The sequence below is a fragment of the Falsirhodobacter sp. alg1 genome (assembly GCF_000739715.2).
Classification (GTDB): Bacteria; Pseudomonadota; Alphaproteobacteria; order Rhodobacterales; family Rhodobacteraceae; genus Falsirhodobacter.
This window is the reverse complement of record NZ_BBJC02000003.1, coordinates 144,809-168,679: the sequence shown is the minus strand read 5'-3', so window position 1 is coordinate 168,679 and position 23,871 is coordinate 144,809. Positions and strand designations below refer to the sequence as shown.

At 64.3% G+C, this 23,871-nt stretch carries 22 protein-coding genes and 1 riboswitch; of the genes, 17 read left to right on the top strand and 5 right to left on the bottom strand.

Features of this window, described 5'->3' with window-relative positions:
* The 5 genes from cobN to cobJ are packed head-to-tail and all read left to right on the top strand — an operon-like array spanning nucleotide 1 to nucleotide 6,280.
* On the top strand, nucleotides 1-3,162 hold the full coding sequence (gene cobN / locus TR36_RS07235; protein WP_062762873.1) for a cobaltochelatase subunit CobN: 3,162 nt from the start codon (nucleotides 1-3) through the stop codon (nucleotides 3,160-3,162).
* Entirely contained in the window at nucleotides 3,159-4,205 is a 1,047-nt protein-coding gene (locus TR36_RS07230) for a hypothetical protein (RefSeq protein WP_067397918.1), read from the top strand. The genes cobN and TR36_RS07230 overlap by 4 nt, the downstream gene beginning before the upstream one ends.
* Nucleotides 4,189-4,818: a precorrin-8X methylmutase gene (locus TR36_RS07225; protein ID WP_045390530.1), complete on the top strand. Its 630-nt coding sequence runs from the start codon at nucleotides 4,189-4,191 to the stop codon at nucleotides 4,816-4,818. Before TR36_RS07230 ends, TR36_RS07225 begins: the two co-directional genes overlap by 17 nt.
* The gene (locus tag TR36_RS07220; protein ID WP_045390533.1) at nucleotides 4,815-5,549 is read left to right on the top strand and encodes a precorrin-2 C(20)-methyltransferase; all 735 of its coding nucleotides are present in this window, start codon (nucleotides 4,815-4,817) and stop codon (nucleotides 5,547-5,549) included. Before TR36_RS07225 ends, TR36_RS07220 begins: the two co-directional genes overlap by 4 nt.
* The gene (cobJ, locus tag TR36_RS07215; protein WP_045390536.1) at nucleotides 5,546-6,280 is read left to right on the top strand and encodes a precorrin-3B C(17)-methyltransferase; all 735 of its coding nucleotides are present in this window, start codon (nucleotides 5,546-5,548) and stop codon (nucleotides 6,278-6,280) included. Before TR36_RS07220 ends, cobJ begins: the two co-directional genes overlap by 4 nt.
* On the opposite strand, the gene TR36_RS07210 is transcribed toward cobJ, so the two are convergent.
* Nucleotides 6,256-6,984 carry a cobalt-precorrin-6A reductase gene (locus tag TR36_RS07210; protein WP_062762870.1) on the bottom strand — a complete coding sequence of 243 codons (729 nt, stop codon included), beginning with the start codon at nucleotides 6,982-6,984 and terminating at the stop codon, nucleotides 6,256-6,258. The genes cobJ and TR36_RS07210 overlap by 25 nt on opposite strands.
* Between TR36_RS07210 and TR36_RS07205 the strand changes: the two genes are divergently transcribed.
* The 6 genes from TR36_RS07205 to cobF are packed head-to-tail and all read left to right on the top strand — an operon-like array spanning nucleotide 6,983 to nucleotide 12,014.
* Nucleotides 6,983-8,128, top strand: a complete 1,146-nt coding sequence (locus TR36_RS07205) for a bifunctional cobalt-precorrin-7 (C(5))-methyltransferase/cobalt-precorrin-6B (C(15))-methyltransferase (RefSeq protein ID WP_062762867.1) — start codon at nucleotides 6,983-6,985, stop codon at nucleotides 8,126-8,128. The genes TR36_RS07210 and TR36_RS07205 overlap by 2 nt on opposite strands.
* The gene (locus TR36_RS07200) at nucleotides 8,125-8,469 is read left to right on the top strand and encodes a cobalamin biosynthesis protein (RefSeq protein ID WP_045390541.1); all 345 of its coding nucleotides are present in this window, start codon (nucleotides 8,125-8,127) and stop codon (nucleotides 8,467-8,469) included. Before TR36_RS07205 ends, TR36_RS07200 begins: the two co-directional genes overlap by 4 nt.
* Nucleotides 8,466-9,242 (top strand): precorrin-4 C(11)-methyltransferase, encoded by a 777-nt coding sequence (cobM, locus tag TR36_RS07195; RefSeq protein ID WP_062762864.1) that lies wholly within the window; start codon nucleotides 8,466-8,468, stop codon nucleotides 9,240-9,242. The genes TR36_RS07200 and cobM overlap by 4 nt, the downstream gene beginning before the upstream one ends.
* A complete protein-coding gene (locus TR36_RS07190; protein WP_045390546.1) occupies nucleotides 9,239-10,540 on the top strand; it encodes a cobyrinate a,c-diamide synthase in 1,302 nt (433 codons plus the stop codon). Before cobM ends, TR36_RS07190 begins: the two co-directional genes overlap by 4 nt.
* Nucleotides 10,537-11,247 carry a uroporphyrinogen-III C-methyltransferase gene (gene cobA / locus TR36_RS07185; RefSeq protein WP_045390548.1) on the top strand — a complete coding sequence of 237 codons (711 nt, stop codon included), beginning with the start codon at nucleotides 10,537-10,539 and terminating at the stop codon, nucleotides 11,245-11,247. The genes TR36_RS07190 and cobA overlap by 4 nt, the downstream gene beginning before the upstream one ends.
* On the top strand, nucleotides 11,244-12,014 hold the full coding sequence (gene cobF, locus TR36_RS07180) for a precorrin-6A synthase (deacetylating) (RefSeq protein ID WP_045390551.1): 771 nt from the start codon (nucleotides 11,244-11,246) through the stop codon (nucleotides 12,012-12,014). Before cobA ends, cobF begins: the two co-directional genes overlap by 4 nt.
* Here cobF and TR36_RS07175 read toward each other — a convergent pair.
* Nucleotides 12,006-13,502 (bottom strand): SulP family inorganic anion transporter, encoded by a 1,497-nt coding sequence (locus tag TR36_RS07175; RefSeq protein WP_062762861.1) that lies wholly within the window; start codon nucleotides 13,500-13,502, stop codon nucleotides 12,006-12,008. The two genes, cobF and TR36_RS07175, sit on opposite strands and share 9 nt — an antisense overlap.
* 193 nt (nucleotides 13,503-13,695) lie before the next feature.
* Between TR36_RS07175 and TR36_RS07170 the strand changes: the two genes are divergently transcribed.
* From TR36_RS07170 to TR36_RS07160, 3 genes are read left to right on the top strand one after another with little or no spacing between them, the layout of a single operon-like run.
* Nucleotides 13,696-14,877 carry an efflux RND transporter periplasmic adaptor subunit gene (locus TR36_RS07170; protein WP_052362595.1) on the top strand — a complete coding sequence of 394 codons (1,182 nt, stop codon included), beginning with the start codon at nucleotides 13,696-13,698 and terminating at the stop codon, nucleotides 14,875-14,877.
* Nucleotides 14,878-14,881: 4 nt separating this feature from the next.
* Nucleotides 14,882-17,992 carry an efflux RND transporter permease subunit gene (locus tag TR36_RS07165; RefSeq protein WP_062762858.1) on the top strand — a complete coding sequence of 1,037 codons (3,111 nt, stop codon included), beginning with the start codon at nucleotides 14,882-14,884 and terminating at the stop codon, nucleotides 17,990-17,992.
* Nucleotides 17,989-19,329, top strand: a complete 1,341-nt coding sequence (locus TR36_RS07160) for an efflux transporter outer membrane subunit (RefSeq protein ID WP_045390558.1) — start codon at nucleotides 17,989-17,991, stop codon at nucleotides 19,327-19,329. Before TR36_RS07165 ends, TR36_RS07160 begins: the two co-directional genes overlap by 4 nt.
* Here the strand turns inward: TR36_RS07160 and TR36_RS15745 are convergent.
* From TR36_RS15745 to TR36_RS07150, 3 genes are read right to left on the bottom strand one after another with little or no spacing between them, the layout of a single operon-like run.
* Nucleotides 19,326-19,490 (bottom strand): hypothetical protein, encoded by a 165-nt coding sequence (locus TR36_RS15745; protein WP_192841329.1) that lies wholly within the window; start codon nucleotides 19,488-19,490, stop codon nucleotides 19,326-19,328. The genes TR36_RS07160 and TR36_RS15745 overlap by 4 nt on opposite strands.
* Nucleotides 19,487-20,599 carry a YeeE/YedE family protein gene (locus tag TR36_RS07155; protein ID WP_045390561.1) on the bottom strand — a complete coding sequence of 371 codons (1,113 nt, stop codon included), beginning with the start codon at nucleotides 20,597-20,599 and terminating at the stop codon, nucleotides 19,487-19,489. The genes TR36_RS15745 and TR36_RS07155 overlap by 4 nt, the downstream gene beginning before the upstream one ends.
* Complete coding sequence (locus tag TR36_RS07150) at nucleotides 20,599-21,510, bottom strand: sulfurtransferase (RefSeq protein WP_045390564.1); 912 nt, start codon at nucleotides 21,508-21,510, stop codon at nucleotides 20,599-20,601. The genes TR36_RS07155 and TR36_RS07150 overlap by 1 nt, the downstream gene beginning before the upstream one ends.
* Nucleotides 21,511-21,756: 246 nt before the next feature.
* Nucleotides 21,757-21,862: riboswitch (TPP riboswitch) on the top strand.
* A 98-nt stretch (nucleotides 21,863-21,960) separates the two neighbouring features.
* Here TR36_RS07150 and thiD point away from each other — a divergent pair.
* Genes thiD through thiS form a run of 3 tightly spaced genes read left to right on the top strand, consistent with a single transcriptional unit; the run spans nucleotide 21,961 to nucleotide 23,868 of the window.
* On the top strand, nucleotides 21,961-22,740 hold the full coding sequence (gene thiD / locus TR36_RS07145; protein WP_045390985.1) for a bifunctional hydroxymethylpyrimidine kinase/phosphomethylpyrimidine kinase: 780 nt from the start codon (nucleotides 21,961-21,963) through the stop codon (nucleotides 22,738-22,740).
* Nucleotides 22,737-23,690 carry an FAD-dependent oxidoreductase gene (locus tag TR36_RS07140; protein WP_045390567.1) on the top strand — a complete coding sequence of 318 codons (954 nt, stop codon included), beginning with the start codon at nucleotides 22,737-22,739 and terminating at the stop codon, nucleotides 23,688-23,690. Before thiD ends, TR36_RS07140 begins: the two co-directional genes overlap by 4 nt.
* The gene (gene thiS, locus TR36_RS07135; RefSeq protein ID WP_045390570.1) at nucleotides 23,674-23,868 is read left to right on the top strand and encodes a sulfur carrier protein ThiS; all 195 of its coding nucleotides are present in this window, start codon (nucleotides 23,674-23,676) and stop codon (nucleotides 23,866-23,868) included. Before TR36_RS07140 ends, thiS begins: the two co-directional genes overlap by 17 nt.
* The last annotated feature ends 3 nt before the right edge of the window (nucleotides 23,869-23,871 follow it).

Here is a 23,871-nt window from a genome sequence, read left to right as displayed (position 1 = left end):
ATGCATGTCGTCTTTCGCGAAAGCCACGGGCTGGACGAGGTCGCCACCCCCTTCGATCCGGGCCAGACGGCGGCGGATCTGGTGGTGCTGTCATTCTCGGACAGTGATCTGGGCGCTTTCGCGGCGGGATGGCACCGGGGGCGGGATGGCCTGCCCTCTCTCAGGCTGTGCAACCTGATTGCGCTGAAACATCCCGTCTCGGTAGATCAATACGCTGAAACGGTGCTTTCGGGCGCCAAGGCGGTTCTGGTTCGCCTGATCGGGGGCGAGGGATATTGGCCCTACGGGCTGGCCACCTTGCAGGACATGGCACGCAGGCAGGGGCTGGCCCTTGCGATCCTGCCCGCGGATGGCAGGCCGGACCCCCGACTGGATGAACTTTCGACCGTGCCTGTCAGCACTCTGCGGCGGCTCCAGGCATTGTGCGATGCAGGGGGCGAGGTTGCGGCCCATGCGGCGCTGGCACAACTCACCCTGTCTGCGGGCCTGTATGCAGGGCCGGTAAGCGGCCTCAAGGAACTGCCGCAGATGGGCCTATGGTGCCCCGATGCAGGCATCCTGCCCATGGCGCCCGAGGGAACGGCGGTTCCGGTGATCTTCTATCGCAGTTACCTGACGGCTGCCGATACCGATACGGTGGCGGCCCTGATACGGTCATTGCGGGGGGCCGGGTTCACCTCCTACGGGGTGTTCGCCCCCTCTCTCAAGGCCGAGGGTGTTTCGGAATGGATGGCGGGCACCTTGGGCGCACCTGCGGCAATCCTGAACCTGACGGCGTTTTCGGCGCGCGACGGCAATGGCACCACGCCCTTTGACCATATCGACGCCCCTGTGTTTCAGGCGGCCCTATCCACGGCGCGACGGCGTGATTGGGCCGGCTCGGATCGCGGGCTGTCCCCGTCCGATCTGGCGATGCATGTGGTGCTGCCAGAGGTAGATGGCCGTATCTTTGCAGGCGTTGCCAGTTTCAAGCAGCCGCTGCGCCGTGATCCTGATCTGCAATGGTCACGCTTTGCGCATCGGGCGGACTCTGAACGTATTGCGGCCATTACAGCGCGCATCAAGGCATGGCACGGTCTGCGCCGGCCCCCAGCGGAAAAGCGGGTGGCCATGGTGCTGTCAACCTATCCGGGGCGCACGCATCAGGCGGCCCATGCCGTGGGGCTGGATGCCCTTGCCTCTGCCGAGGCAATGCTGGCGGATCTGGCCTCTGCAGGATACCGGATCACCGGCACGGGCCTGACCGGTGACACCTACACCTGGCCTCTGGAAAGCTATCTGGCGGCGCTGCAAACCCTGCCGCAGGGCTTGCAGGATGATCTGGCCGAGGCATGGGGACCCCCGAAGGGGGATTTCACATTTACCGTCACGCGGCGCGGGGCCGCGCTTGTGGCCCTGCAGCCCGACCGTGACGATCCGGCCACCCGCGCCGACAGCTACCATGATCTGACACGCACACCCTGCCATGCCTATGTCGCCTTCTATCTCTGGGTACAGGGCCAGGCAGATGCGCTGGTGCATGTCGGCGCACATGGCACGCTGGAATGGCTTCCCGGAAAATCGGTGGCCTTGTCGGGCACCTGCTGGCCCGAGGCGCTTACAGGGGCTCTGCCCGTCATCTATCCGTTCATCGTCAACGACCCGGGTGAGGCAGCCCAGGCCCGACGCCGTATCGGCGCGGTAACGCTGGGTCATATGCCGCCGCCCCTGACCACAGCCTCCCTGCCTGAAAATCTTGCAGCACTGGAGCGGCTGCTGGACGAATATTCCACCGCTGACGGCCTTGATCCCTCGCGACGTACCCGGCTGATTGCCGATATCCGCGACCTTGCCCGCGCGGCCGGGGTGGAGGAGGATCTTGCCATTCCCTTGGATGCCAGCGCAGCCGAGGCCATTCCGCAGATCGACCGCTTTGTTTGCGACCTGAAGGAAAGCCGCTTTGGCGAAGGGTTGCATATCTACGGGCGGGGTCAATGCGGGACGGCCGAGCGGGACGGGCTGATCACCGCCCTTGCCGGACGCAAGGTGGCTGCGGGTCCCTCCGGCTCTCCCGCGCGGGGGCGCCATGATGTACTGCCTACGGGCAGGAACATGTATGCCACCGACCCGCGCGCCGTTCCGTCCCCCGCCGCGCATGCACAGGGCATACGGCTGGCCGAAGAACTGCTGCGCCGCCATCTGCAGGACTACGGCGATTGGCCTTCGGGCCTTGTAATCGACCTGTGGGGCAGTGCCACGATGCGCACCGCCGGTGAGGATTTTGCCATGGCCCTGCATCTGGCCGGTTTGGCACCACTGTGGGATGGCGGTCGGGTATCCGGATACGAGGTGATCCCCCCGGCCCTTCTGGACCGGCCACGCATTGATGTGACGCTGCGTGTGTCCGGCCTGTTCCGTGACATATTCCCCGGATTGGCGCAGATGTTCGAGGCGGGCGCCGAGGCCTTGGCCCAGCGCGAGGATGGCGGTCCCTATTGCAACCGCGCGCCCCGCGTCTTCGGCCCACGACCGTCGCAATACGGGCTGGGCATGGACCCGAACCCCGAGTTCACCGATGCTGCACGCGATGCGGCCGGTGCCGCATGGTTGGCCGCATCGGAATGGGCAATCGGTGCAGATGGAGAAAGCCGCCCTGACCGCGCCGGGCTGGAGGCGAGGCTGAAAACCGCGGATGCATTCGTCCACACGCAGGATCTGGCTGAAAGCGATCTTCTGCTGGCCGCAGACTATGCGGGCCATGAGGCGGGTATCGCCGCAGCCAAGCGTTATCTGGGAATGGCCACGCCAGCCCTGTATCATCTGGATAACACCAACCCCGAAACGCCCAGCGCCCGCCCCCTGACCGAGGAAATAGCCCGCATCGTCCGCGCGCGCGCCAGCAACCCTGTATGGATTGATGGCATGTGCGCCCACGGATTTCGCGGGGCCGCGGAAATCACGGCCACGGCTGAAAACATGGCCGCCTTTGCCCATATGGCAGGGGTCGTCCCCCCGCATCTGTTCGATCTGTACCACGAGGCCACCCTTGGCCGACGGGACGTCGTCGCCTTCATGGAAGCTGCCAACCCGGCGGCGCTTTCGGCGCTGCAGGATCTGTTCCGGCGGTTGGCTGCAGCAGGATTGTGGCAAACCCGAAGCAACTCCATCGCGGTGACGCTATGAAACGCGGATGGTGCCCCTCTACCCTGCGGCCCATGCAATCGGGGGATGGCCTGATCGTACGGCTGCGTCCGGTCGCGGGGCGCCTGTCCGCCGACCAGGCGCAGGCCGTGGCGGATATGGCGCTGCGGTTCGGGAACGGACGCATGGACCTCTCTTCCCGCGCCGGGCTGCAGATCCGCGGTGTTTCCGCAGCGACGCATCCGCCACTGGTGCGCGCGCTGCAGAATGCGGGACTGGCGGTGGACAGCCCGCCCGTCTTGTCCGCCCCCTTTACCACCGATCCGCTGGAAACACGGATCAACGGGCTTCCAGCCCTCCCGTCCAAATTCGGTATCGTGCTGGATCGCGGCGAGGCACGGGTCATGGCACATGTCTCCGGCGATATCCGGCTGGAGCGGGGCATTGACGGAAGCACCATCATCCGTGCCGATGGCCGGCCGCTGGGCAGATCCGTAACCGATGCCGTGGCCGCCGTGCATGACATGGCCGAATGGTTCGTGGCGACAGGAGGCGCCGGGCGGATGGCAGCCCATGATGTACCGCTGCCAGATCACCTGACGGGGAACATTGCCCCTGTCCATGCCGTCACCCCCGCTTTGGGGATGCACACCCATGGGGCGCTGGTGGGGCTGCCCTTCGGTGAACTGGATGCCCCCACGCTGAGGGCTCTTGGCACCGTCGTGCTGACGCCATGGCGCGCGCTGTTTCTGCCGGGCGTGGCAATACCCCCGGTGGACGGCCTGATCCTGCGGGAAGATGATCCGTTGCGCCGTGTCGTTGCCTGCCCCGGCGCGCCCGCCTGCAGCCAAGGGTTGCAGGCGACCCGGCCCCTTGCCCGCCGTCTGGCAGCGCAGGGAATGGGCGTTCTGCACATATCCGGCTGTGCCAAGGGTTGCGCGCGGCCCCATGATCCTGCACCCACCTTGGTGGGCATGGCAGACGGGTTCGGGTTGATTCCCTTCGGTCTGGCAGCGGACCCGCCACAGCGAACCGGGCTTTACCCCCCTACCCGACCCGAGGATGACAATGCCGCATCACTATGAAACCGACGGTGCGGCAATCTATGCCCAAAGCTTTGCCGCCATCCGGGCCGAGGCCGATCTGGCCCGCTTCACCTCGGAAGAGGAGCCTGTTGCCGTTCGCATGATCCATGCCGCAGGTCTGGTGGGGCTCGAGGCGCATATCCGCTTTACCCCCGGCATGGCCCTGGCCGCACGGAAGGCGCTTGCCGCAGGCGCGCCCATCCTTTGCGATGCGCGGATGGTCAGCGAGGGGATTACCCGACCGCGCCTTCCGGCAGACAATGCGGTGATCTGCACACTGCATGATCCGCTGGTGCCGGACCTGGCCCGCAAGATGGGCAACACCCGTTCGGCTGCCGCGTTGGAACTGTGGCGGCCACATCTGGCAGGGGCCGTGGTGGCCATCGGCAATGCGCCGACCGCGCTGTTCCATCTGCTCAACATGCTGGAAGATCCGGCCTGCCCGCGCCCTGCCGCCATCATCGGCTGCCCCGTGGGTTTTGTCGGGGCTGCGGAATCCAAGGCTGCCCTCATGGCTGCGCCGCCCTGCCCCGCGGTTGTGGTGGATGGGCGGCTCGGGGGATCCGCCATCACCGTGGCGGCGGTAAATGCCTTGGCGAGCCGCGCAGAATGACGGGCCGCATCATCTGCACGGGGCTTGGCCCTGGGGACCCGGACCTGATTTCGGTTCGTGCCGACCGCACCATTCGCGCGGCCAGACATGTCGCCTATTTCCGCAAGGCGGGCCGTGCTGGTCAGGCCCGCCGGATCGTCGACGGGATGCTGGCCGAAGGTGTTGTCGAATATCCGATGGAGTATCCGGTCACCACCGAGATTGCGTTCGACCACCCTGACTATATCGCGGCACTGGCGGCATTCTATGACCATTGGGCCGACAGGCTGGCCACATTGGCCCGGACAGAAACCATCGTGGTGCTCTGCGAGGGGGACCCCTTCTTCTACGGCAGTTTCATGCATCTGCATTCGCGCGTGCAGGGCATTGCGAAGGTCGAGGTCATTCCCGGCATTCCCGGCATGGCAGGATGCTGGACGGCAACGGGCGTCCCCATCACATGGGGGGATGATGTGCTGACCGTTCTGGCCGGCACCCTGCCCGAAGACGATCTGATCCGTCGTGCGCGGGATGCCGATGCCCTTGTGATCATGAAGACGGGCCGCAACCTGCCGAAAGTCCGCCGGGCGTTGGCCGCTGCCGGCAGGCTGGAGGCGGCATGGCTGGTCGAGCGGGGCACGATGCCCGGTCAGCGGATTGCCCGCCTTGCCGATGTGGACGCCGCGGATTGCCCCTATTTCGCAATCGTTCTGGTTCACGGCCACGGGCGTCGCCCCGAGGCGCTGGAATGACCGGCTGGCTACGGATCGTGGGCCTTGGCCCGGGTGCGGAGGGCATGGTCACCCCCGAGGTGACAGGGGTTCTGGCACAGGCGACCGATGTGGTCGGCTATATTCCCTATGTTGCACGCATTGCCCCCCGGAATGGCCTGACCCTGTACCCCAGCGATAACCGTGTAGAAGCGGATCGCGCCCTTCACGCCCTGACGCTTGCCGCGGCAGGGCGGCGGGTAGTTGTGGTATCATCGGGTGATCCGGGGGTGTTTGCGATGGCCTCTGCCGTGTTCGAGGTGGTGGAACCGCACCCTGCGTTTCATGCGCTGGACATTGCAGTCCTGCCCGGAATTACGGCCATGCTGGCCGCCGCCGCTGCGGCAGGGGCGCCTTTGGGCCATGATTTCTGCACGATCAATCTTTCCGATAACCTGAAGCCATGGGCCACCATAGAACGGCGGTTGCTGGCGGCAGTGGCGGGCGATTTTGCGATGGCCTTCTACAACCCGCGATCCCGCGCCCGCCCCGAGGGGTTCGGCCGCGTGCTGGACCTTCTGACGCGCACCTGTGAACCGGGTCGGCTGATAACATTTGCCCGTGCCGTATCCACCCCCGATCAAAGCCTGCGGACGGTAACACTGGCCGAGGCGCGCCCGGAAATGGCCGATATGCGTACTGTCGTCCTGATTGGCAGTTCTGCAACCCGACGTGCGGGTCCGTGGATCTATACCCCCCGGGGTGTGGCATGAAGCCAGTCCATCACATCCCGAACCCTGTGCAAGGTTCTGCGCGGCGGAATATATGGCCGGGCAATCAGGATGACTGGAATGCCCAGCACGCGGGCAGCGTCCAATTTCGCCCGTGCTCCGCTTCCGCCGGCATTCTTGGCCACTACGATCTGTATGTTCCGCGACTGCATCAGGGCCGTATCATCCTCGGTCGTGAAGGGGCCTCGCGACACGATCACCTCTGCGCCGGCCAGCGGCTGGGGTGCGGGATCGATCAGTCGCAGCACCCAATGATGCGGCAATCCTGCAAAGGCATCCAGATTCTGCCGCCCGATGGCCAGAAACACCCGCGTCGGTCTGTCCGGCAGGGCTGCAACGGCCCCCTTGATATCTGGCACATGGATGCATCCCGTACCGTCCCACGCAGCCCGTTCCAGCGCGATCAGCGGCGTCCCGGTGGCTGCACAGGCCGCTACCGCATTTGCGCTGATCCGTGCGGCAAAGGGATGGGTGGCATCCACCACATGGCTGATGTTTTCCGTCCGGATAAAATCGGCCAAGCCCGTTGCACCGCCAAAACCACCGATCCGCAGCGGCAGGGGCACCGGGATCGAAGCTTCCGTCCGCCCGGCAATGCTGTAGACGGCATCCAGCGCACCCTCGGTCAGCGCGGCGGCAAGGCGGCGCGCGTCAAGCGTGCCCCCCAGCAAAAGGATGCGTGTCATGGCTGACCCCTGGCTTGTCATCATCGGTGTGGGCGAAGATGGACTGGACGGCCTGCCCGCTGCAAGCAGATCCGCACTGGACCGTGCCGAAACGGTGTTCGGTGCCCCACGACATCTGGCGCTTTTGGGTATTGCGGGGCAGGCATGGCCTGTGCCGTTCGACATAACGCCCGTATTGGCACACCGGGGGCGACCCGTCGTGGTTCTGGCCTCGGGCGATCCGTTCTGGCACGGAGTTGGCGGAACATTGGCCGCACATCTGGCACCGGATGAATGGCGCGCGCTGCCTGCCCCTTCCACGCCGTCGCTTTTGGCGGCGCGCCTCGGATGGCGGCTGGAGGATGTGATCTGCCTTGGCCTGCATGCCACGCCGTTCGCACGCCTGCGGTCTGTTCTGCATCTAGGGGCAAGGGTTATCGTGACCCTGCGGGACGGTGCCGCGGCCACTGAATTGGCCGCCTGGCTGACGTCACAAGGACTGGGCGCATCGCGGCTGTGGCTGGGTGAAGCGATTGGTGGCCCGCGGGAAAGGTTGCGGCACAGCACGGCGGAAACCTTCGAGCTGATTGCCAGCGCCCCCTGCATCATGGCGATCGAAGCCATGGGCACCGGCTTTCTGCCCCGCAGCGGCGGCCTGCCCGACAGCCTGTTCGCGCATGATGGCCAGATCACGAAGGCCCCCGTTCGTGCCATGACTCTGTCCGCCCTTGCCCCACGGCGGGGGGAGCATCTGTGGGATATCGGTGCGGGATCAGGCTCTGTCGCGGTCGAATGGTGTCTGGCTGGAGGTACGGCAACCGCAGTTGAGGCGCGGGCCGAGCGCGCCGATAACATCCGGCGCAATGCCCAGGGTTTCGGCGTGGATATAGATGTGATGACGGCTACCGCCCCCGAATGCCTGCCCGGACGGGCACCGGATGCGATCTTTGTCGGTGGTGGGTTCAGTGCCCGGCTGTTCGCAGCCCTGCCCCCGGCACGATTGGTGGTAAATGCGGTGACGCTGGAAACCGAAAGCCTGCTGATCGATCTGCATGCCCGCCACGGGGGGCGTCTGCTGCGGCTGGACATTGCCGAGGTGCAGCCCCTAGGTCGGCTGCGCGGCTGGACCCCGTCCCGCCCTATCACGCAATGGAGCCTGCCATGATCGTTGCCGGTTTCGGATTTCGCAATGGCGTGACGGAGGCATCGCTGCGTGCCGCGCTGGCCGCCACGGGTGGTGTGCCGGATGCGGTTGCCACTGTTGCGGCCAAGGCCCCTGCGCTGGCCTGCCTGGACCTGCCCGTCATTGCCGTGCCGCTGCACCTGCTGCACAAGCAGCAGACCCTGACCGAAGGTGCAGCAAGCCGGGCCGCCTATGGCACCGGATCTGTCGCCGAGGCGTCAGCCCTCGCGGCCCTAGGGCCCGGCGCCCATCTGCTGGCACCACGATCTGTTTCCCCCGACGGGATGGCCACTGCCGCCCTTGCCAAAGGACACCCCCTATGACCGTCCATTTCATCGGTGCAGGCCCCGGCGCCCCCGACCTGATCACCCTGCGCGGCCGTGATCTGATCGCGGCCTCCCCCGTCTGTCTTTATGCAGGATCGCTGGTCCCCGAAGGGGTGTTGGCCCATTGCCCCAAGGGCGCGCGGATCGTGAATACCGCCCCGATGAGTCTGGATGAGATCATGGCCGAAATAGAGGCTGCCCATGCTGCGGGCCTTGACGTGGCCCGCCTGCACTCCGGGGATCTGTCGGTATGGTCGGCCATGGGTGAACAGCTTCGGCGGCTACGGGCGCTGGACATCCCCTACGATATCACGCCGGGTGTACCCTCCTTTGCGGCGGCGGCGGCCACGCTCGGGGCAGAGCTGACATTGCCCGGTCAGGCGCAGTCGGTGGTGCTGACGCGCACCTCCGGTCGGGCCACGGCCATGCCTGATGGTGAAACACTGGCCGCCTTTGCCGCAACGGGCGCTGTGCTGGCCGTCCATCTGTCGATCCACGTCCTGCCGAAGGTCGTGGCGGAATGCCTGCCGTACTACGGGGCGGATTGCCCCGTCGCGATTGTATGGCGTGCAAGCTGGCCGGATGAGCTGGTTGTGCGCGGCACCCTTGCCACGATCGAAGGTCTGGCTGCCGAAGGCCCGTCACGTACGGCCCTGATACTGGTTGGCAAGACACTGGCTGCCGAAGGGTTCGGGGAAAGCCGCCTGTATGCCGGAGATTATGACCGCCGCTTTCGCCCCACCGGCCCCGAACCCCGGTTTCCCGAATGAACGGGCTGATCATATCTGCCGCAGCCTCGGGCAGCGGGAAAACCACCGTCATGCTGGGGCTGGCACGGGCCTTCAGCCGCAGCGGGCTGTCAGTGCAGGCCTTCAAAAGCGGGCCGGATTATATCGACCCCGCCTTTCATACCGCCGCGACGGGGCGGGCTTCTGTCAATCTTGACAGCTGGGCCATGGGGCGTGACCGGATCGCAGGGCTGATTACCGGCCATGGCGGGGATCTGGTGCTGGCCGAAGGGTCCATGGGGCTGTTCGACGGTGTGGCAAGGGCCGGCGCCTGCGGCAACGGGGCAACGGCGGATCTGGCCGAAATGACCGGCTGGCCGGTGGTGCTGGTGGTCGATGCATCTGGTGCGGCACAGACGGCGGCGGCGGCGGCCTTGGGTCTGGCCCGTTTCCGACCCAATGTGCGGGTGGCCGGTGTCATCCTGAACCGCGTGGCAAGCCCCCGCCACGAGGCGCTTTTGCGCGTGGGCATGCAGGAGGCGGGGTTGCAGGTATTCGGCTGTCTGCCCCGCAATGCCGGAACCGTGCTGCCCGAACGGCATCTGGGCCTGATCCAGGCCGAGGAAACCGCCGATCTTCAGTCCCGTCTGGATACACTGGCAGATCTGGCCGAGGCGCATCTGGACCTGCCACGCCTACGAAATGCCGCGCGCCCCTCGTCGCTGGTCGGGGCATCGCGCACGGTACCTGCCCCGGCGGGCCGGATCGCATTGGCGCGGGATGCGGCCTTTTCATTCGTCTACCCCCATCTGATTGCGGGCTGGCGCGCGGCTGGTGTCACGATCCTGCCGTTCTCGCCTTTGGCCGACGAAGGGCCTGATGACAGTGCCGACCTTTGCTGGTTGCCAGGCGGATATCCCGAACTGCATGCCCCGCGGCTGGCCGCCTGCAGCGGGTTCCGAACGGCACTTCGCCAATTTGCCGAAACGCGGCCCGTTCATGGCGAATGCGGCGGATATATGGCGATGGGGGCCGGGCTGGTTGCGGCAGATGGCGTACGATATGAAATGGCGGGGCTGCTGGGATTGGAAACCAGCTTTGCCAAGCGGCGCATGAATCTGGGCTATCGCCATGCAACGCTGGATGTGCCGCACCTGCCGCGGGGCGTTCGGGGGCATGAATTCCATTACGCCACCATTCTGGACCGCCCCGATGCGCCACTGGCCCATGTGACCGATGCGAATGGGGATACCGTTTCCGAAACCGGATCACGCCGTGATTTTGCGGGCGGCGGAATCGCGACCGGCACCTTCTTTCACATGATCGCCGAGGACGCATGACAGTCTCGTTCGTTTCCGCCGGTCCGGGTGATCCGGAATTGTTGACGCTGAAGGCTGTTGCGCGGTTGCAGGCCGCCGATGTGGTGCTGTTTGACGATCTGGCCTCGGGGCCGGTGCTGGGCCACGTGCGCCAGGGGGCCGACTTGGTGGCTGTGGGTAAACGCGCGGGCCGCCTGTCCATGAAGCAGGATCACATCTGTCGCCTGCTGGTGGAACATGCCCGAAGCGGGCAACGGGTGGTGCGCCTGAAATCCGGTGATTCCGGCCTGTTCGGTCGGTTGGAAGAGGAGCTGATCGCCCTTCGCGCCGCTGGCATCGACTATGAGATCATTCCCGGGGTGCCCTCGGCACTGGCCGCCGCCGCCGTGGCGGGCATTCCGCTGACCCGGCGGGAAACGGCGCGACGTGTGCAATTCGTAACGGGGGCCGGACTGGATGGCGGGTTGCCCGAAGGGTTGAACTGGCCCGCACTGGCGGATCCGCATGCGGTGACCGTGCTGTTCATGGCGCGCCGTACCTTTGCCGGATTTGCCGCCCGGCTGATGGATCTGGGCCTGCCGGCAGAAACCTCGGCCCTGATGGCCGAAGGCGTCGGGCACCCGGATCAGAAGATCACGCGGGATACGGTTGACGGTCTGGCACGGTTTCTGGGCGCAACGCCCCCCGGCCCCCTACCTGCCCTGATCATGTATGGGGCGCTGGCATGATCCGCCTGTCCCTGATCGGCATCGGCACGGGCAACCCGGAACACCTGACGCTTCAGGCCATCCGTACGATCGGGGCGGCGGATCTGCTGCTGATCCCTGAAAAAGGGGCAGGCAAAAAGGATCTGGCCGATCTGCGCCGCATGATGCTGGATACGCTGGTTCCTGCCCCCCATCCAATGATCGCCCCCCTGACCCTGCCTGTCCGCGATCCAGCCATCCGTAATTACCACGCGCGGGTGGAGGCGTGGCATGATGCCATCGCCGCATTATGGGAACGAACGATCCGCAATGCATTGCCCTCTGGCAACGGCCATGTGGCGCTGATGATCTGGGGGGATCCCTCACTCTATGACAGCAGCCTGCGGATTGCGGCGCGGCTGGCCGCCCATCTTCCCCTGCAGGTAGAGGTGGTTCCGGGCATCACCTCCATTCAGGCGCTATGCGCGGCCCATGCGATCCCCATGAACACGCTTGGCGGGCCGGTGACGATTACCACCGGCCGACAGTTGCGCGATCACGGATGGCCGCCCGGTGCCCAGACGCTGGTCGTCATGCTGGACGGGAATTGCGCGTTCCAGATGCTGGATCCGGCTGGTCTGCATATTGCGTGGACGGCCTTTGCCGGCATGCCGCAGGAGATATCACTGGCCGGCCCCCTGGGCAGCACAGGGCCGCAAATCATATCGGCCCGCGCTGCTGCGCGGGCCGATCATGGATGGATCATGGACATCTACCGTCTGACAAGATCGGGCAGCGCCCTAGCCTAGCTTACCCGAAAGCTGGCCGTGGAATGCCGCGCTGCGGGTATCCAGTCCGGTAAACGTCACCTCGTGCCCGCGATCGTGGTAGCGGGTGGCGATGGAATCCAGCGAGGCCACCGTCGATGCATCCCAGATCTGCGCGCCAGCGAAATCGATCGTGACATGCTGCGGATCATCGGCATAGCGGAACCGCTCGAACAGATCGTTGCTGCTGCCAAAGAACAGCGGGCCGGAAACCTCGTAACGGACCTTGCCGTCCGCCTCGAACCGGCGCACGTCGATCACATGGGCCACGCGGCGGGCGAACATCAGCGCGGCAAAGATCACGCCCCCGCCCACACCGATGGCAAGGTTGTGCGTCAGCAGGGTCAGCACGACAGTGGTCACCATCACGAATGTTTCCGGCAGCGGCATCAGGCGAAGTGTGGACAGGCGGACAGAGTGCCAGTTCACCGTATCGACAGCCACGATCATCATCACGGCAGCCAGCGCCGCCATCGGAATCTGGGCCATGACACCGCTGAGAACGGTAACCAGAAGCAGCAGCACGATCCCCGCGGCAAAGGTGGAGACACGGCTGCGGCCACGACCGATCCGCACGTTCACCACCGTCTGGCCGATCATCGCGCAGCCCCCCACGCCACCATAGAACCCTGCAAGGATGTTGGACACGCCGAGACCCCAGCTTTCGCGCCCCTTATGCGACCGGGTATCCGTCATCTCGTCCACCAGCTTGGCGGTCAGCAGCGTCTCCAGCAGGCCGACCAGCGCCACGCTGAGCGCCGGGGCCCAGATGATCGACAGGGTCTGCATGGACAGCGGCACCAGAAGCTGCGTCAATCCGGGAAGGCCCGGCGCCATATCACCCTCGGCCCCCACATTCGGCACGGACATGCCACCGAAGATGACGATGCTGGTCACCACCACGATCGCGACCAGCGCCGATGGAACGATCTTGGTCAGCCGCGGCAGGAACAGCACGATGGCAAGCGTCAGTACGAACAGCGGGTACACCGCAGCCGGAACCCCCAGAATATGCGGCACCTGTGCTGCGAAGATCAGGATCCCCAGTGCATTCACAAATCCGATCATCACGGATCGCGGCACGAACCGCATCAGACGCGCCATGCCCGACACGCCAAAGCCGATCTGCATGATCCCCGCCAGAACCACCGTCGGCAGCAGATATTCGACGCCATACTCCTTGACCATCGGGCCGACCACCAGCGCGATCGATCCCGCAGCGGCGGTGACCATGGCCGGACGACCGCCCAGCACCGACATCGACAGACAAAGGACGATGGATGCGATCAGGGCCGTTTTCGGATCAACGCCCGAGATGAACGAAAACGAAATCACTTCCGGGACCAGTGCCAGCGCGGTTACGATGCCGGCCATCGTTTCGCGCGTCAGCGCACGCGGCGAGGTGACGATTTCCATAATGGAGGGGGAATCGTCACCCTCATGGCGAAAGGTGTCGGGCTGTGCGGTCATTGCAATTCCTTGGCAGCTTTTGTGCGAGACCTTGCCCCAACTCCCCCCTAAGGTCGAGGGGGTGGAGCCACGGATGAAGGACCTTGCCACACGATCACGCATCCGTGATACAAAATGATACGTATTAACCGACGGAACCTGCGTATCACCACGTAACATCATTCAACGGGCGTTTTCTCGACACGAGGCATATATGACACATACCCAACGCACAGGCGCAGGCCGATGGATACGGTACGGGGTCGCGCTTGCAGCGTTTCTTTGTGTCGGCGGATTCGCCGAGGCGCAGGGAAGACCTGGCGGCGCCCCGACAGGACCGGCACGTGCCGGGTTCGTGACATTGACCCGCGAGACGGTTCCCCTGACCGTTCCCCTGACAGGGCAGGCCACCGCGCAAAGCGATGCCGATATCCGCCCGTTGGTGAACGGCATCATCACCAGCATCGATTACGAACCCGGCTCGGAGGTAGAGGCCGGAGCCCCCCTGTTCAGCATCGACGACCGCAGCTATCGCGCCGAACTGGCCTCGGCCGAAGCCCAGCTTGCCAGCGCACAGGCCGCCCTTCCCGCAGCAGAAGCTACCGTTGAGCGGTACAAGCGCCTTGCCGGTACCGGCGTGACACAGGCCGATGTGGACAGCGCGAACGTCAGCCTGCTGCAGGTGCGCGCCGCCATCAGCCAGGCCGAGGCTTCGACCGAAGCCGCCAGGATCAACCTTGACCGCGCCACGATCGTCAGCCCTATCAGGGGTGTGGCGGGCATTCCCGATGTCTCTATCGGGGACCTTGTCACCTCGGGGCAAAGCGCCACGCTCACGACCGTTACCGAACTGGATCCGATCTATGTGGATCTGGCCCAGTCCAGCGCCCGCATGCTGCAGTTCCGCGCCCGGATCGCCAATGGGGATGTGGATGAAGGCGATCAGCTTCATATCGCGCTCAGCCTTGAAAACGGTGAGGTCTATGACGGCACGGGAACCGTGCGCACCATATCCTCGACCGTATCCACCACCACGGGAACGGTGCGTATCCGGGTGGAGTTTGCAAACCCCGATCACGTCATCCTGCCCGGCATGTTCGTGCGGGCCTCGGTCACGCTGGGAACGGCCAATGCCTTCCTGATCCCGCAGCTGGCCGCCGGACTGGAGCCGGACGGCACCATTTCGGTCTGGACGCTGGATGCGGAGAACATGGCCCGCAAGATCATGCTCAACACCGTGGGCAGCACCGACAAGGCGTGGATCGTAACCCAAGGGCTGGAGGACGGTGCCCGCCTGATGGTCGACAATATCGAAACCATGCGCGAAGGCACCAAGATCGAGCCTGTTCCCGTGACAATCAGCGCCAATGGCGTGATCGAAAACGGGAACGGTTGATCGAATGGCAAGATTTTTCATTCACCGCCCGATCTTTGCATGGGTTCTGGCGATAGTTACCATGTTGTTCGGGGCCTATGCCCTGACCACATTGCCGATTTCGCAATATCCCGAAGTTTCCCCACCCACAGTCCGCATCACCGCAAGCTATACGGGGGCCTCTGCCCAGGCCGTCGAGAACTCGGTGACCACCGTGATCGAGGATGCGATGACCGGCCTTGACGGCCTGCTGTACATGACCGGATCATCGGGCGCGGGCAGCTCCTCCATCACCATGGTCTTTGATGACAGCGTCGACGGTGATGATGCGCAGGTGGATGTCCAGAACGAACTGTCGCGTGTGTTGAGCCAGCTGCCCGACAAGGTGCAGGATTCGGGCGTGAGGGTGCGTCAATCGACCACCTCGATCCTGATGGTCGGCGCCCTGGTCAGCGAGGATAACAAATACGATGCCATCCAGCTGGCAGACATGCTGGAGGAAACCGTACAGGGGCCAATCGAACGGACGCCCGGCGTGGGGGGCATCAATGTCTTCGGCTCCGGCTATGCAATGCGGATCTGGCTGGATCCGGACAAGCTGGCACAATACCAGCTGACCCCGAACGATGTGACCAGCGCGGTTGCGGCCCAGAACAGCACCGTCACCGTCGGCTCGCTGGGGGACCAGCCCACCACGGAGGCACAGCAGTTCACCGCGCAGATCACCGCGCAGAGCCAGCTGACCACCGCCGATGAATTCCGCCTGATCCTGCTGAAAACCGGTGAGGACGGGGCCGCAGTCCATCTTGGGGATGTTGCGCGCGTAGAGATCGGCCAGGAAGATTACGGCCGGAACTCGCGCTTTTCGGGCAAGAATGCCGCAGGCTTCGGGGTCAACCTTCAGACTGGCGCAAATGCTGTGGAAACGGCAGCGAATGTGCGTGCCGTTCTGGACGGAATGGCCAATGCCTTTCCCGAAGGTGTCAGCATTGCCTATGCCTATGACACTTCCCCCTTTGTAAAGCTGTCCATCGAGAAGGTCGAACACACGCTGCTGGAAGCGATCGTTCTCGTGTTTATCGTAATGCTCGTCTTCCTGCAGAACTGGCGCGCGACCCTGATCCCGACGCTGGCCGTTCCCGTGGTTCTGCTGGGGACATTCGGTGTATTGTCAGTCCTCGGATACTCCATTAACACACTAACTATGTTTGCGGTCGTTCTGGCCATCGGCCTTCTGGTGGATGATGCCATTGTCGTGGTCGAGAACGTCGAGCGTGTGATGGAGGAAGAAGGTCTGGGTCCGGTCGAGGCAACCGAGAAAAGCATGGGGCAGATCACCGGTGCACTGATCGGCATCGGCATGATCCTGTCGGTGGTATTTCTGCCCATGGCCTTTTTCGGGGGATCGACCGGTATCATCTACCGGCAATTCTCGGTCACGATCATATCGGCGATGGTCCTGTCGGTACTCGTGGCCCTGATCCTGACACCTGCGCTGTGCGCGACCATGTTGAAGCCGCGCAACCATGCGGGCGGTAATGCCGCGGCGCGCTGGTTCAACCGTAATTTCGACCGGTTCACCACCCGCTATGTCTCGACCAACCGCACCATCCTCAAACGTCCCTTCGTGGCGCTTGTCGCGCTTGCGGCGGCGATCGGGCTGATCTGGGTGCTGTTCGTGAACATCCCCTCCTCGTTCCTGCCGACCGAGGATCAGGGATCGTTGATGGTGCAGGTGCGCCTGCCCGAAGGCTCCACCAGCATCCAGACCGACGCCGTGGTCCGCCAGGTTGAAAACTATTTCCTGACCAAGGAACCGGATGCAGTCAAAAGCACCTTTGCCGCGCTTGGCTTCGGGTTCAGCGGCAACTCTCAGAATGCCGCCATGGTCTTTGTCCAGCTGAAGGATTTTGACGAGCGTGCGGGCAATCCCGAACTGGGGGCCACCGCAGTGGCGCAGCGTGCGAACAGAGCAATGGCGCGGATCAACCGACTGGGCCGGGTGAACGTTCTGCAGCCGCCGGCCATTCCGGGCATGGGCGACACCTCGGGCTTCTCCATGTCCTTGCTGGACCAGAGCGGTCAGGGGCAGGATGCCCTGCGGACCGCCGCAGCCGATCTGGTGGAAGTTGCCACGGCAGACGGCAAGGTCATGAACCTGCGCGGGGCCGAAGATCGTGACCAGACGGCGTTGCGGATCAATATCGATGCGCAAAAGGCCGAGAGCTTCGGCCTGTCCCTCACCGAGGTGAATGCGATGCTCAGCACCATTTTCTCGGGCGATGACGTGAACGATTTTGAAATGGGGTCGGAATTGCGCCCTGTGATCGTGCAGTCCGATGCGCCGTTCCGGATGCAGCCTGATGATGTGCTGCGCTGGTCCGCCCGCAATACCGGCGGGGAAATGGTGCCCTTCCCGTCCTTCACGACCCTGGATTGGGAAAAGGTTCCCGCCTCCTTGAAGCGTTATGGCGGTGCTTCCTCGATCGAGCTGTCGGGCACACCGGCGCCGGGCGTTTCGTCGGGTGAGGCGATGGCCCGCATGGAAGAGCTGGTTGCGCAGATGCCGGGTGGCTACGGTGCGGCCTGGACGGGGCTGTCCTATCAGGAACGGCTGTCAGGCGATCAGGCACCCTATCTCTATGCGATCTCGGTTCTGGTGGTATTCCTCTGCCTTGCCGCGCTTTATGAAAGCTGGTCGATCCCGTTTGCCGTGATGCTGGCCGTGCCGGTCGGGATCATCGGTGCCCTTTCGGCGGCCATGCTGGCGGGACAGGCCAATGACGTCTACTTCAAGGTCGGCCTTCTGACCACCATCGGCCTTGCCGCCAAGAACGCCATCCTGATTGTCGAATTCGCCGTCGATCTGCAAAAACAGGGGCGCGGTCTGGTAGAGGCCACATTGGAGGCTGCACGTCAGCGGCTTCGCCCCATCCTGATGACCTCTTTCGCGTTCATCCTCGGGGTCGTGCCATTGGCCACCGCCACGGGGGCCGGTGCAGGGGCGCAGAATGCTATCGGGATCGGGGTGCTCGGGGGGATGACCACGGCGACGCTTCTCGGCATCTTTCTTGTACCGGCCTTTTTTGTCATCATTCGTAAAATCTTCCGCACAAAGGAAAAAGCGACCTCATGAAATTTTATCCATTTGTGTTGATGTTGGGTGTAGCCGGTTGTGCAGTTGGCCCGAACTATACGATGCCTGACATGAAGGTCTCGTCGACCTTCAACGAAAGCAGCGCTGCGGCCATTGGCGAGGTTGCCTCGCGCAAATGGTGGACTGCCTATAACGACGACATGCTGAACACGCTGGTATCGCGCGGTCTGAAGCAGAACCTCGACATTGCCGCTTCCTATGAACGGATTACTGCGGCAAAGGCTGCCCTGCGGCAAACCGGTCTGTCGGCCTCGGTGGATGGAGACATCACCGGCAGTTCCACCCGCAGCGGCAGCGATACCATCAGCGCAGGCACCAACAGTTCCACCACATTGGATGCGGATTTCGTGATCGACCTGTTCGGCGGCATCCGCCGTGAACGGGAGGCGGCTGTGGCCGATCTGGGGGCGGCACAGGCAAACGAGGGCGTGACCCGACTGGCCTATCTGACCTCGATCGTCGGGGCCTACCTCAATGCGCGCTATGCCCAGAACGCCATCGAGCTGACGCGCCAGACCATCGCCAGCCGTCAGCGCACGCTGGATATTACCGTGGCGCAGCGGGCATCAGGTGCCGCAACCGAGTTGGAAGAAGCACAGGTGCAGGCATTGCTGGACAGTGCGCGCGCCTCCCTGCCGGAACTGGAAACCACCTTCCTGACCAACGTCTATGCCATCGCCACCCTTCTGGCAGAACCGGCACAACCGCTGGTCACCCAGATGCAGCGCGGCGCGCCACAGCCCCGTGCGCGGGGCGGCGTTTCCACGGGCGTTCCTGCGGATCTGGTCCGCAACCGTCCCGATGTCCGCGAAAGCGAGCGTGATTTCGCCTCGGCCGTGGCCGATCTGGGCGCAGCCACTGCCGATCTTTATCCTTCGGTCACCCTTTCAGGGTCCGTCACCGAAGGGGGCAGCAACGCGTGGAGCTTCGGGCCATCCATCTCGTTGGCGCTGCTGAACCAGCCGCAATTGCGGGCAGTCCGCGACGAAACGGCGTCCGAGGCGCGGCAAGCCGAAATCGAATGGCGCAGCACCGTGCTTGACGCGATCGAGGATGTGCAATCGGCCAACAGCACATGGCGGCGCGATCAGCAGACCGTAGATGCGTATGCCCGATCGGCAGCCTCCTATGAACGTGCGCTGAACCTGTCGCAGCAGAACTTCGAGGCGGGCGCCCTGTCATTGCTGGATCTGCTGGATACCGACCGGTCCCTGGCATCGGCGCGCCTGTCGCTGGTCGACTCGATCCGTGACATGGCTGTGGATTATGCCACGCTGCAAATCGCGCTTGGTGCGGGGGCCTACCCCGCCCCCTAATTCGGCAACGCGCCGCAAAAGCCGCCACTTGCCGCAACCCCTGACCCAAGCGCCAGCATTGGCGGCGCCTGGTAGGGGTTCGGCGGGGCCCCTGCCACATCCAGCGCCACCATTGCAGCCAATCCGGCAACGGCAAGAAATGCTGTCATACGGCGTGTCATCGGCGCGCCTCCAGTCCCAGTATCGGTCGTAGCCACACGCCCAGCGCAGCGCCCGGAAACGCCATCGCGAACCACACCCATCCATGCAGGCTTCCGGTGGAAATACCGGAGAAGAACGCGCCCACATTGCACCCGAATGCAAGGCGCGAGGAATACCCCAACAGAAATCCGGCCACGACCGTTGCGGCCCACGCCCGTGCCGGCAGCTTCGGGATGGGTTGCGACAGTCCACCCACACGCCACGCGGCCACCCCGAACGCGCCTGCCACAATCCCCAGATTGGTCAATGAGGTCACATCCGTCAGCACGCTTTGCCCCAATCGCGCGGCGTTGTTCGGCGCCGCCCAGAAGCCCGAGGCAGACAGATCCATGCCCAATGTCGATGCAGCCTTGGCCGCCCATAGGCCCAATCCGTATACCACCCCCCAAGGCTGGCCGCCCACGACCAGATTGGCCAGCGCAAGCGCTGCAACCGCCACTGCGGCAACCAGCAGCCGACCGGACGGCATGCGTGTGCCGGGGGCGGCCAGCAGCATCAGGACTGCCGCAACGGCCAGCAGCAATACGACCGTGATCGCCAGCCCTCGCCCGCCTTCCAGCACCAGAATGGGAAGGGATCCCAGATCGGTCCACCACAAAAGGTTGTAGGACCCGGCAAAACTGCCGACTGCAAAGAAGGGCAATGCCAACAGGCTGACGGGATTGCCGCTGCCCGCATTGACCAGGGTGCCGGACCCGCACCCCAGAACGATCTGCATGCACATGCCGAACACGAACGCGCCGCCGGCCATGGCCCAGCCGATCGGCGCGGCTGCCCCCGAAAGTTCTGCGCCATGTGTGGCCAGCAGGGGAAAGGCGACGATAGCCACCAACCCGATAGCCAGAAGCTGTGCCAGAATACCCGCAGGATCACGGCGCAGGATCATCGCACGCCACGGGCCGGCAAAGCCAAAGCGCAATCCCTCCAGCGCCACGCCGAACCCCAGCCCGATGGCCAGCAGCAGCCCGTAGCGCGCGCCGACAAACAGGGCTACGATCGCAACGATTGCCAAAGCTGCGGCGATCAGGCCGCCCCGCCCCAAGGCACCGCCGGTTTGTGCCGCAGCCATCAGTTCGCCCCCCGCACCTGACGCAGCAGGTTCTGGAACAGGTTCGGCGTATTTTCCATCTCTCCACCTGACTGAGAGTATCCGACGATGGATTCAGGATAGAGCTTTACATTGGGCATCCCTGCCAGTTCCGACAGCGCAAACCATTCGGTGGCTGCCCAATGCCCGGTATTGCAGAAGGACACGACCTCTGCCTCGGCGCCCAAGCCCAAACGTGCTGCGACAGATTGCGCCAGCGTCGTATCCCCAATTTGCGCTGAGCCGCCAAAGAATTCACTGTGCGGCAAATTCTGCGCACCGGGCAAGGTGCCGGGCCGATCGGCAGCCGGATGCGCCATGCTTCCCTCGTAATAGGCAGGTGGACGGGCATCGACCAGAGCCGCGTTCTGCCTGCCCGCCACGATGTCCTGTACATCCGCGCGGGAGGCCAGCCACTGGTCCGAAAAGATGATATCCACATCCGAAGGCACGGGAACGACCGGATCGTCATCCACGGGCAAGCCGGCATTACGCCAGGCGTCCATGCCGCCATTCAGGATTGCAAGATCGGTGACGCCTGATGATTTCAACGTCCAATATACCCGGGCCGCGGCGCCAAAGTCGGTATCATCACTGCCTTGGTGTACGACAACAACCGGCCGATCCAGAGTGACGCCAAGGGCGCGCAGACGCTGCTCCAACTCCTCTTCGGGCACCAACTGACCCGGGTTTTCCGCAGGGCCACGAAACAGCGGATAAGGAGCCGAAACGGCCCCTTCGATATGCCCGCTGTCATAGGCCGCGCCGCGAATGTCCAGAATAAGGGGCGCTGCCTTATCCTCGGCCAATGACATCGGGGTCATCAACGGACCCGCATTCACCAGACTGCCCAACCCCATGGCCGTCAGCGCGCCAAGAACAATCGTCTTCATGGCCTGTCACCCTTCTATGAACATGCCCGCTATTTCGGACTGCCAGACGGTCGGGGCAAGATAAATATTTCACCTTCTGGATTGGAAAAAGTACCGGAAATCCAATCAAGGCATTCGTTATGGAACCCCATTTCCCTCGCGCCACCCACGCAGAACACTTGGACAGATAATCCAAAAAACTCGGAATATTCGTCCTGCTGCAAAATCCGGTTGTAAGTCTGCCCTCCCGCTCGTAGCGTAATGGACAACAACTCGTTGGGGGGTCCCGTTACCGGGGCTGAGAGGTGCTTGGCACTGACCCATCGAACCTGATCCGGGTCATGCCGGCGTAGGGAACGAGTGTGCCACAACTGTTCGCGGGGCAATCCATCCGCGATAGGCCAAGGCAGAATCCCGTTCACCCGTACGTCATGCCCCCTAGAACCGGAGGCGTATGTGACGATTACGGCCATGACCATCGCAGGGTCCGACAGTGGCGGCGGCGCGGGCATTCAGGCGGACCTGAAGGCGTTCTCCGCGCTCGGGGTGTATGGCACCAGCGCGATCACCGCCATTACCGCACAGAACACCCGTGGCGTCATGGCGGTTGCCCCCGTCGCCCCTGATATGATCGCGGCCCAGATCCGCGCGGTTGCGACAGACATACCGCCCGATGCGATAAAGATCGGCATGGTCGGCGATGAGGCGGCCATCCTTGCCGTTGCCGATGCATTGCCCGACTGCCCCGTCGTTCTGGACCCGGTGATGATCGCGAAATCCGGTGATGCGCTGCTGCCCGAAGGTGCAATTGCGGCGCTGATCGAATTGCTGCTGCCCCGTGCCGATCTGCTGACCCCGAACCTGCCCGAAGCGGCCCGGCTTCTGGGCACCACCCCGGCCCTGACCGAAGCTGAGCGGATTGAACAGGGCCGCGCGCTTCGGGCCCTGGGCCCGCGTTTCGTGCTGATGAAGGGGGGACACGCGGCAGGGGATATCTGCACGGACCTGCTGATCGGGGATAAGGTGACGCGATACACCGCCCCGCGCATCGCCACCCGCAACACGCACGGTACGGGATGTTCGCTGTCGGCCGCAATTGCGGCGGGTCTGGCACGGGGCATGCCCGTAGAGGCCGCATTGGCCCGCGCCCACGAATGGCTGCACGGTGCGATCCGCGCGGCGGATCGGTTGGCCATCGGTCAGGGGCATGGGCCGGTCCACCATTTCCACGAACTCTGGAGTCAGGAATGATTACCGTGCTTGGTGCAGGGGTGATGGGACTGTCCATCGCCAGCGAATTACACGCACGTGGCGTTCCCGTCCGCATTGCAGGCCGCCCGGCCGGACCGGAGGCGTGTTCATGGTATGCGGGCGGAATGCTGGCCCCCTTTTGCGAGGGTGCCTCGGCCGAGGAGCCCGTGGTGCGTCTTGGCCGTCTGGCGGCGGCATGGTGGGCCGGACGCGGCGTGCCTGTGACCCATGCCGGAACGCTGGTCATCAGCCCGGCACGTGATCGCAGCGAACTGTCGCGCTTTGCCCGCCGCACCACCGATTACGAAACGCTGGATGCCGACGGGATCTCGGCGTTGGAACCCGATCTGGCAGGCAGGTTCGCCCAAGGGCTGTATTTCCCGACCGAGGCGCACCTGTCCCCCCGCACGGCCCTGGCACGACTGACGGCAGGCCTGTCGGAGGTGGAATTCGGAGCGCCCGCAACGGGCCGGATCATCGATGCGCGGGGCCTTGCCGCGCGGGACCGGCTGACGGATCTGCGTGGCGTACGGGGGGAGATGCTGGTTCTGCGCTGCCCGGACCTGAATCTGACCCGACCCGTGCGCCTGCTGCATTCGCGCATCCCCCTGTACATCGTCCCCCGTGGCAACGGGCTGTACATGCTGGGCGCCACGATGATCGAGAGCGACAATCGCGGCCCTGTCACCGTGCGGGCCATGCTTGAAATGCTGTCGGCGGCCTATGCCCTGCATCCGGCACTGGCCGAGGCCGAGGTCATCGAAACGGGGGCGGATGCGCGCCCGGCCTTTGCCGACAACCTGCCCCGCATCCGCCGCCATGGCGATACGCTTTATGCCAACGGCCTGTACCGACACGGCTTTCTGTTGGCCCCTGCCGTCGCGCAGATGGTGGCCGACCACATCACAACAGGTCAACGACCGGAGTTCATGGATGAAGATCACGATTAACGGCACTCAGCGAACGCTGGCCGCCACCACGGTGGAAGAAGCCCTGACCGAGGCCGGCTTTACCGGCACCGTTGCCACCGCGCTGAACGGAACATTCGTTCCCGCTGCCGCACGCGGCACCACCGCATTGACCGAGGGCGCGCTGCTTGAAGTGCTTGCGCCCATGCAGGGGGGATAAAGG

Excerpts from the sequence above, each read along its gene's own strand:
- cobN (WP_062762873.1), top strand. The coding sequence starts at position 1 with ATGCATGTCGTCTTTCGCGAAAGCCACGGGCTGGACGAGGTCGCCACC.
- TR36_RS07230 (WP_067397918.1), top strand. The coding sequence starts at position 3,159 with ATGAAACGCGGATGGTGCCCCTCTACCCTGCGGCCCATGCAATCGGGG.
- TR36_RS07225 (WP_045390530.1), top strand. The coding sequence starts at position 4,189 with ATGCCGCATCACTATGAAACCGACGGTGCGGCAATCTATGCCCAAAGC.
- TR36_RS07220 (WP_045390533.1), top strand. The coding sequence starts at position 4,815 with ATGACGGGCCGCATCATCTGCACGGGGCTTGGCCCTGGGGACCCGGAC.
- cobJ (WP_045390536.1), top strand. The coding sequence starts at position 5,546 with ATGACCGGCTGGCTACGGATCGTGGGCCTTGGCCCGGGTGCGGAGGGC.
- TR36_RS07205 (WP_062762867.1), top strand. The coding sequence starts at position 6,983 with ATGGCTGACCCCTGGCTTGTCATCATCGGTGTGGGCGAAGATGGACTG.
- TR36_RS07210 (WP_062762870.1), bottom strand. The coding sequence starts at position 6,984 with ATGACACGCATCCTTTTGCTGGGGGGCACGCTTGACGCGCGCCGCCTT.
- TR36_RS07200 (WP_045390541.1), top strand. The coding sequence starts at position 8,125 with ATGATCGTTGCCGGTTTCGGATTTCGCAATGGCGTGACGGAGGCATCG.
- cobM (WP_062762864.1), top strand. The coding sequence starts at position 8,466 with ATGACCGTCCATTTCATCGGTGCAGGCCCCGGCGCCCCCGACCTGATC.
- TR36_RS07190 (WP_045390546.1), top strand. The coding sequence starts at position 9,239 with ATGAACGGGCTGATCATATCTGCCGCAGCCTCGGGCAGCGGGAAAACC.
- cobA (WP_045390548.1), top strand. The coding sequence starts at position 10,537 with ATGACAGTCTCGTTCGTTTCCGCCGGTCCGGGTGATCCGGAATTGTTG.
- cobF (WP_045390551.1), top strand. The coding sequence starts at position 11,244 with ATGATCCGCCTGTCCCTGATCGGCATCGGCACGGGCAACCCGGAACAC.
- TR36_RS07175 (WP_062762861.1), bottom strand. The coding sequence starts at position 13,502 with ATGACCGCACAGCCCGACACCTTTCGCCATGAGGGTGACGATTCCCCC.
- TR36_RS07170 (WP_052362595.1), top strand. The coding sequence starts at position 13,696 with ATGACACATACCCAACGCACAGGCGCAGGCCGATGGATACGGTACGGG.
- TR36_RS07165 (WP_062762858.1), top strand. The coding sequence starts at position 14,882 with ATGGCAAGATTTTTCATTCACCGCCCGATCTTTGCATGGGTTCTGGCG.
- TR36_RS07160 (WP_045390558.1), top strand. The coding sequence starts at position 17,989 with ATGAAATTTTATCCATTTGTGTTGATGTTGGGTGTAGCCGGTTGTGCA.
- TR36_RS15745 (WP_192841329.1), bottom strand. The coding sequence starts at position 19,490 with ATGACACGCCGTATGACAGCATTTCTTGCCGTTGCCGGATTGGCTGCA.
- TR36_RS07155 (WP_045390561.1), bottom strand. The coding sequence starts at position 20,599 with ATGGCTGCGGCACAAACCGGCGGTGCCTTGGGGCGGGGCGGCCTGATC.
- TR36_RS07150 (WP_045390564.1), bottom strand. The coding sequence starts at position 21,510 with ATGAAGACGATTGTTCTTGGCGCGCTGACGGCCATGGGGTTGGGCAGT.
- thiD (WP_045390985.1), top strand. The coding sequence starts at position 21,961 with ATGACCATCGCAGGGTCCGACAGTGGCGGCGGCGCGGGCATTCAGGCG.
- TR36_RS07140 (WP_045390567.1), top strand. The coding sequence starts at position 22,737 with ATGATTACCGTGCTTGGTGCAGGGGTGATGGGACTGTCCATCGCCAGC.
- thiS (WP_045390570.1), top strand. The coding sequence starts at position 23,674 with ATGAAGATCACGATTAACGGCACTCAGCGAACGCTGGCCGCCACCACG.